Source organism: Vibrio profundum (genome assembly GCF_050337555.1).
Lineage (GTDB): Bacteria > Pseudomonadota > Gammaproteobacteria > Enterobacterales > Vibrionaceae > Vibrio > Vibrio profundum.
This window is the reverse complement of the sequence record NZ_JAKJTA010000028.1, coordinates 26999-34147: the sequence shown is the minus strand read 5'-3', so window position 1 is coordinate 34147 and position 7149 is coordinate 26999. Positions and strand designations below refer to the sequence as shown.

Annotated in this window: 7 protein-coding genes and 2 pseudogenes; 2 read left to right on the top strand and 7 right to left on the bottom strand. The window is 42.4% G+C overall.

Features of this window, described 5'->3' with window-relative positions; translation table 11 throughout:
• Positions 1-172 (bottom strand): annotated as a pseudogene (locus tag L4C34_RS19250) (ISL3 family transposase); the annotation flags it as partial.
• Between the two features lie 322 nt (positions 173-494).
• On the opposite strand from L4C34_RS19250, the gene L4C34_RS19245 reads away from it, so the two are divergent.
• Positions 495-896, top strand: coding sequence for a YkgJ family cysteine cluster protein (locus L4C34_RS19245; protein WP_428790946.1), 402 nt, complete (start codon positions 495-497; stop codon positions 894-896).
• Positions 897-941: 45 nt separating this feature from the next.
• On the opposite strand, the gene L4C34_RS19240 is transcribed toward L4C34_RS19245, so the two are convergent.
• Both L4C34_RS19240 and L4C34_RS19235 read right to left on the bottom strand, forming a co-directional pair.
• Positions 942-1556 (bottom strand): hypothetical protein, encoded by a 615-nt coding sequence (locus L4C34_RS19240; RefSeq protein WP_428790945.1) that lies wholly within the window; start codon positions 1554-1556, stop codon positions 942-944.
• Positions 1557-1620: 64 nt separating this feature from the next.
• Complete coding sequence (locus tag L4C34_RS19235) at positions 1621-2451, bottom strand: hypothetical protein (protein WP_428790944.1); 831 nt, start codon at positions 2449-2451, stop codon at positions 1621-1623.
• A 237-nt stretch (positions 2452-2688) separates the two neighbouring features.
• Here L4C34_RS19235 and L4C34_RS19230 point away from each other — a divergent pair.
• A pseudogene (locus L4C34_RS19230) lies at positions 2689-2823 on the top strand (phage integrase N-terminal SAM-like domain-containing protein); the annotation flags it as partial.
• Between the two features lie 75 nt (positions 2824-2898).
• Here the strand turns inward: L4C34_RS19230 and L4C34_RS19225 are convergent.
• The 4 genes from L4C34_RS19225 to rnm form a co-directional block, all read right to left on the bottom strand.
• The gene (locus L4C34_RS19225) at positions 2899-3513 is read right to left on the bottom strand and encodes a LysE family translocator (protein ID WP_428790943.1); all 615 of its coding nucleotides are present in this window, start codon (positions 3511-3513) and stop codon (positions 2899-2901) included.
• A 432-nt stretch (positions 3514-3945) separates the two neighbouring features.
• Positions 3946-4980, bottom strand: coding sequence for a 23S rRNA pseudouridine(2605) synthase RluB (gene rluB / locus L4C34_RS19220; RefSeq protein ID WP_428790942.1), 1035 nt, complete (start codon positions 4978-4980; stop codon positions 3946-3948).
• A 103-nt stretch (positions 4981-5083) separates the two neighbouring features.
• Positions 5084-5704: an L-threonylcarbamoyladenylate synthase gene (locus L4C34_RS19215; protein WP_428790941.1), complete on the bottom strand. Its 621-nt coding sequence runs from the start codon at positions 5702-5704 to the stop codon at positions 5084-5086.
• Between the two features lie 160 nt (positions 5705-5864).
• Positions 5865-6746, bottom strand: a complete 882-nt coding sequence (rnm, locus tag L4C34_RS19210) for an RNase RNM (protein ID WP_428790940.1) — start codon at positions 6744-6746, stop codon at positions 5865-5867.
• Between the last annotated feature and the right edge of the window lie 403 nt (positions 6747-7149).

The following is a 7149-nucleotide window of genomic DNA, read 5'->3' as shown; positions in this document are numbered from 1 at the left end:
GCCTTCGAATATAGTGATCGACGGTACAGGGTGTTTGCGTTCCAGGCTCTTTGACCTTAAAACGCTTGTCTCTACGACAACGAACGATGACTGACTGGGAATCATCGCCTATTGAAAGTGACTCTACACACTGTCCTTTAAAGCGAAACAAAGTAGAAGATAAGGAAGGCATATTATCCACATGATTTATAAGATAAATGAGCATTCTAAGTTAACGTAATAATCATGCTGTTATGAAGTAATCAAGCTCAGGAAACCGGAGAAGAGCCGCTTAAGTATGGATAAGTAACGCCACGTTAAGTGATGAGCAACGCAAACCACCTTACCTAAACCATTGTGCCGTAAACACTAAAGATAAATCTAACCGAAAATGCCGAGCGTTGGGAATCCGTCTTAAACGCTTTGTTATATGCAAACTCCCAAAGCAAGTTCAGGGCTATATTGATGATTAGTGGTACACTGAAACAATAATCAAAAAACTCTAAGAAACCACCATGAAAGACTGTAACCAATGTGGCAAATGCTGTATCAAGTATGGAAATGGTGATTTAGCTGCTACTCAGGAAGAGATAGACCTATGGGAGCTATTTAACCCTGACATCTTTGAGTATGTGAAAGATGGGAAAATTTGGTTTGACCCGGAAACAAGAGAACAATTAGATCACTGCCCATTCTTAGGGCTTGCACCAAAGTCCTCCCCGCAAGAAAAAGATAAGTTTACCTGTAGCATTTATCTAGACAGGCCAGAAGATTGTCGCCATTACCCTAGCCTTATCAATGAGATGGTTAGAGATGAATGTGAAATGATAGAAGTTGTTGACCTAGAAAACTCGAAAAAAGCCCAAACACAGCTAGATAAATTAATGAGCTCAAGCCGACCGTCGAGCTATTCCTAGAGCTGATTTAGGCTATTGCATAATACACCTTACTTAATGCGCTTGTTAGCTGCGCTTTAAATGCGGCCTTATTTCTTCCTCTAATGCTTCCACAGCATTAGATATTTTAATTGTTAGCTTATTTGTATCATCATTCGCAGCCCACACATCAGATTGGACTGATTTACCAAATTCACGATCATTTTTAAAACTTTCACCGTCTTCCGCTTTATTGTAAATGAAAGCATCAATAGAAACCTGTAAGTGTCTTGCACATTGTTTCATTTCATTGGTCTTATCTCGCATGGGTTTACCCCAGAGAGCTTCTCCTTCCAATGCTTGGGTTTCAAATTCTTGGATTGCTTCGGCAACAGGCTTCCAACGCTTAGAGTAAATATGTGCATAAGCATTGGCTTCAATTTCTGGTGTTCTTTCGTTTGAATTCCTAGGATAGTCATCAGGAAATTCGTGACTAGAAATCCAAGGTGAACGAGCATATTTCAATTCATCTCTGAGTTTGTATGTAGCCAAAATTAATGCTCTACCAACCTCAAACTCAGCTTTACCTTTTAGCTCTCTACTCCAACTTTTTAAGCCTAAAATGGCTACTGTAGCAGTTGTTATCGCCGCACCAGAGAGAGCGATATCTTTAATAGCCGTAATTATTTCCGTAGAACTCAACTTTGATACTCCGTAAGGCAGCTAACGCCGCCATAATTTGCCGCTGAAGCGTAGCGTAAAGCGGTCAAATTGATGGCCTTGTTATATTCTGTTTCCAGTGAATTAGGTTAGATTTCAACTCAATCTGTCCACATGAGTCCATTTGCTCTACATAGATATCAATGAAATTATGATATAGCTTAATGAGGCCATTACTGATCGTTTTAGTAACTGCATCAAGGTCCTCAGGAAGCGAATTAAGCCTCCACTGATATCCGCTATTCACAAGCTCTGCATCACTTCCAGAAAAATTATCAATATAGTATCGATAGGAAACATCATTGCCGGCAATTTCACCAGTTTTTGCAAGATAAATAAATCTAGCAGGGAAAAGAACCGTTTTTGTAACGTAAACCGCACCCTTATTTGTTATAAGCTCACAGTTTAAGAACTCGTTGATCCTTTCATTGCTTCCTAGGTAATCAATAGAAAACTCTGCGCTAGCAACTTCTAGCTCTTCTTTCGTAGGTCTAATTAATTGATCTCTAACTTCGATCCCCGATAGAAGTAAAGCGTGATCGATTAAATCGAGCCGATCGAATGGAGGGTAACGCCCGACATCAGTCACACCATTAATTGATTCTATAGTGCCCCAGAAGATTGATACGTTATTATCTATCTGGGGGTAGTTTGCAACTACGTTAGCTTGAATTTCTTCAATGATGGAGAAATCATTTTCTTGTGGCGTTCCACTAAGAATTATCCCCATATCAATGTCGCTTGCCACCTCACTAAATCCACCTCTAGCAAGGCTACCCATTAGATATACCGACATACATCTATTGCCAAGCATTTCCCGTGCTGAAATCGTTATATCATTGATTAAGGATTTAATTTCTTGATTATCCGTTTTCACTACTTACCTTCCTAAATAATATAACATTCTTAATAACAGGCCGGCTCGTTTTATCGCCGGCCTAACTTTCAATCAATCTATCATAACTCTATAAAAAACAAAGCATATTAACCTTGTTTTTTATTTCACCATCATATGAAAACGAGCTATAACTTCCGACAAAACAAGCCATTTCCATACTAAAACCACATTCAAACTTAATAAACTGTATAGATATACAGAAAGAAGGAAGTAAAGATGGCAAGCAAGTTTTTAGACGAAATCCGACGACAAATGCGAATGCGAGGCTACAGTCTCAAAACAGAAAAAGCATACTTGTATTGGATAAAATACTTCATTCATTTCCACAAACTAAGGCACCCAAGAGACATGAGGCAAATATCAGTTGGTTAAACTAAGTGACGAAGGAACAAAAACTAACTGTTATTTGTCCTTTTGAGTCTCTTGTTAGGTCTTTGTCGCCAACAAAACCCCGCAAGTTGCTAAAAAACCGCCAGAAAGCTTATTAAGTAATTTCTTGGCTTTCTGCCCTTGAAATACAAAGCTACTCTTCGACGCCATACAAGCATAAATGCTTAATACACCGCCCACAGAAAGTGTTGAAATGGCAAATATCATCACTACATCGGATATAGAAACTGATTGTAAATCAATAAATGCGGGAAAGAAGCCCATGTAAAACAATATTGCTTTAGGATTGGCTAAGGTCATTAACATACCTACAATCACATTTGAGGTTTTTACTCCTTTATCAGGAGTGGGTGCCGATGTTTCACAAACATTGGAAGTCCAAGTGATATAAGCCAACCAAAAGAGATAAGTAATCCCTACATATTTTATTACTGTGGAAAATTCACCCATCATACTTGCAACCGCAGATAAACCTGACAAAGCCAGAGAAATAAATATGTAATCGGCAAGTAACACTCCTATCACGACTAACAAACCTTGTTTCCAGCCATAAGTCAAAGACCTAGACACAACGGCTAAGACACTTGGCCCTGGAATGGCAGCAGATAGAAGCATCGCTAAAAATAACGATATCCCTGATGTTATCGACATAATCTTTCCTTAGATATAACGCTTTGCTCGACTATTTTTCTAATTGGTAAGAAACATAACTCTGTATCTAATGATGAAGGGAACTGCTCAGAGCTTGCCAATTTAGAGTCGACAACTCGGATTCTAACTTTAATCGCATGCATCACTGATTGATATATTTGATGGGGCCCGACAGCCATGTCCAATTTCCTTTTACCACACATTTAATCAAAGCCAGAGTATCACTTTTTCATATATTTATCAGAAAGTTAAAGAAGAACGGCCAAAAAACCATCATAAAAGAATATAAACACTTGTGGAAAGGGGAAATCGCGACAAAACTGGATACAAACACAGGGTACGTGTAGACAATATACACAAAATAAAACAAAGCCCGAGACTATAAATAGGCTCGGGCTTTGTTAGTAATCTTTTGCAATTCGTTTTGTGCTACTAAACTTTTTGTCTAGTTGATGGCGTACGCTTCGCTGATGGATTGCCACGACCTTTCGGTGCTTGATTACCACGACCTTTCGGTGCTTGATTACCACGACCTTTCGGTGCTTGATCGCTACGACCTTTCGGTGCTTGATCGCTACGACCTTTCGGCGCTTGGTTGCTACGACCTTTCGGGGTGCTTACTCGCTCTTCATGGCGTTTCACCGCGCGACGGATCTTTTGACTACGAGAACGCTCACGTTGGCGAGAAGTACTTTCCTTCGACTCATCCAGCATAGTTTGCTTCTCAGGGCGAAGTTCTACCAACTCACGTAGGTAGTTCACTTCCTTAAGATCCAGCTCAACCCATCCACCACGTGGCAGTTTTTTATCGAGATAGATATCGCCATAGCGAACACGCTTCAAACGGCTTACCGTGGTATCTTGTGATTCCCACAGACGACGAACTTCTCGGTTACGGCCTTCGTTGATCGCAACGTAGAAGGTGTGGTTCATCCCTTCTCCGCCCGCGTAAACAACGTCTTCAAAACGAGCCATACCGTCTTCAAGTTCAACGCCTTTTACAACGTTCTTAACTTTCTGCTCATTCACTTCGCCGAAAACACGTACCAAATATTCACGCTCAACTTGACGGCTTGGGTGCATCAAACGGTTCGCCAATTCACCATCAGTTGTAAACAGAAGAAGACCAGAAGTATTGGCATCAAGACGACCAACAGAAACCCAGCGTGACCCACGAATCTTAGGCAAGCGATCAAAAACAGTACGGCGACCTTCAGGGTCATTACGAGTACAGAGCTCTCCTTCCGGTTTGTAGTAAGCCAATACACGGCATACCATATCTTCGGAAGTTTTGGTCGCAACCTGATGACCATCAAGACGCACAGTCGCGTTCTCATCTTCTAGGCGCTCGCCCAACTTAGCAACCACACCGTTAACACTGACACGGCCAGATTTGATCAGGGTTTCTAGCTCTCTACGTGAACCATAACCGGCACGGGCTAGAACCTTCTGTAACTTTTCGCTCATTTGACTACCTAATAGTTGTCGTCTTCACAGACGTCGAATAGAATTGCGACCTTAATATCGCGGGCGCACATTATGCCAAACTAATGACAAAAAATCATCCGATTTATTCAAACGGAGTTGTATCTCCAGCGCCTGCACGTGCCACAACTGGCTCGCCTTCACTGAAGTCGATGACCGTCGTCGGCTGCTCTCCTAGATAACCACCATTTAAAATACAATCGACTGCATGTTCTAATTGGTCGCGGATATCTTCTGGATCAGATTCCGTATGCGCATTACCCGGCAAGATCAACGACGTTGACATCAAAGGCTCACCCATCGCTTCCAATAAATCTAAAGCAATTTGGTTGTCTGGCACACGAATACCTATGGTCTTACGCTTAGCATTCATCAAGCGGCGCGGCACCTCTTTGGTCCCTTTAAAGATAAAAGTGTATGGCCCAGGAGTATGGCTTTTCAACAAACGAAACGCTGAGTTTTCAACGCGTGCGTACAACGAAAGCTCAGATAAATCGCGACACATCAAAGTAAAGTTATGTTTGTCATCTAATCGGCGGATCTTACAAATTCGCTCTAACGCCTGTTTATTTTCTAGCTGACAACCTAGCGCATACCCAGAGTCGGTTGGGTACACAATAACGCCGCCATTACGCACAATAGCCACGGCTTGAGTAATCAAACGCGCCTGCGGGTTTTCTGGGTGGACATAAAAAAACTGACTCATTGTTTGTTCCTCATTGTCGAGTCATTGACTCTTATTGCTCAAATGCAATCTAATTGTTCTAACTCGCTGTAACACACAAGTCGTTCTAATATAGACTAAAATACGCGACGTTCAGATCATCGGTGTTTATGCTTGGATCGAAAGCGGAATACCGCATGTATTACGATTCGCGAGTAGTCTTCTCAATATCGCGAGTAGTATTATCAATATTAGGCCACCCTTGCCAAACTGGCTCTACGCCAGACGGCAACCAAAGGTTTCTGCCAAGTTCCATCCAAGGAGAAGGATAATGGAAGTCGCTCCCTTGAGAGGCTAATAGCTTGTATTGTATAGCATAGTCGGCCAAATTGCGTCTTTCTTGCTGCGCCTGTTGAGGCTGGGCGACTTCCATCGCGTCCCCACCCACTTCAGCAAACGCACCGATTAGACGTTTCGTCCACTTAGCGGTCAGCTGATAGCGCGCAGGATGAGCTAACACCGCTCTGCCGCCAGCGGCATGAATGGCATTAACCGCTTCTTCCATTGAGCACCAGCTAGGCGGAACATAACCTGGGTTATTACGGGTGAGGTATCTTTTAAACACCTGCTGCATATTTTTAGCATGGCCTGCATCAACCAACCATTTTGCGAAATGGGCACGAGTGATCGAAGCTTCGCCAGCGATCTGTTGTACCTTTTCCAATACACCTTCTTCATTGGTCGCTTTTTGCAGACGGGACGCCATCAACGCCGCACGCTCAGCTCGACGCTGTTTTTGTTGCTCAATCAGCTTGCTCAGCTCATCGTTGGCTGGCTCAACATTCAACCCGACAATATGAATGTCTTTATTTTGCCATACCGTCGATATCTCGATGCCATTAAGCAGGGTAATAGGAAGCTGTTGCTGCTCTATGTACTGATGAGCGGGAGCAAGCCCTTCTATCGTATCGTGATCAGTGATCGCTAATACTTCTACGCCAAACGACAATGCTCGATCAATCAGCGCTTGTGGAGAAAGCCGGCCATCGGACGCCGTGGTATGGCTGTGTAAATCAATTTTCATATTTTAACTATTTTAGGTTGACTTTCATCTTCCGTACTAGTTAACTAGTACGAAATAAGAGAACGTAATTTCAAGGCCTCACATGTTACAAGCTTTTGCCACATTTTCGAACGTTAAACTTGCAACACTAGCTACAAATGTAGTTGGGTGGCGCATGTGGCAACGTTGTTGGCGGGCCTGTGAGCATTTCTAGAAATTCAGAAATATTCCATTAAGCCCGCTCTCACCAGCGGGCTTTTTCATTTTTACCATTATATTCGCCCAGAAGTACCAACGCCTTGAGCAAACAGACTCAATTAGTCAACTGCTCACCCAATTTGCTGCTTTACCAATTGGGGAACAATAAAGAATATGCCATGATGTTCAGCGACTTATTGGCTCAAACGCATTTAAAAAGGAGGTC

What these genes read in the sequence shown, in the direction of transcription:
- L4C34_RS19215 (WP_428790941.1), bottom strand. Translation starts at nt 5,704, where the DNA reads ATGAGTCAGTTTTTTTATGTCCACCCAGAAAACCCGCAGGCGCGTTTG.
- rnm (WP_428790940.1), bottom strand. Translation starts at nt 6,746, where the DNA reads ATGAAAATTGATTTACACAGCCATACCACGGCGTCCGATGGCCGGCTT.
- L4C34_RS19245 (WP_428790946.1), top strand. Translation starts at nt 495, where the DNA reads ATGAAAGACTGTAACCAATGTGGCAAATGCTGTATCAAGTATGGAAAT.
- rluB (WP_428790942.1), bottom strand. Translation starts at nt 4,980, where the DNA reads ATGAGCGAAAAGTTACAGAAGGTTCTAGCCCGTGCCGGTTATGGTTCA.
- L4C34_RS19225 (WP_428790943.1), bottom strand. Translation starts at nt 3,513, where the DNA reads ATGTCGATAACATCAGGGATATCGTTATTTTTAGCGATGCTTCTATCT.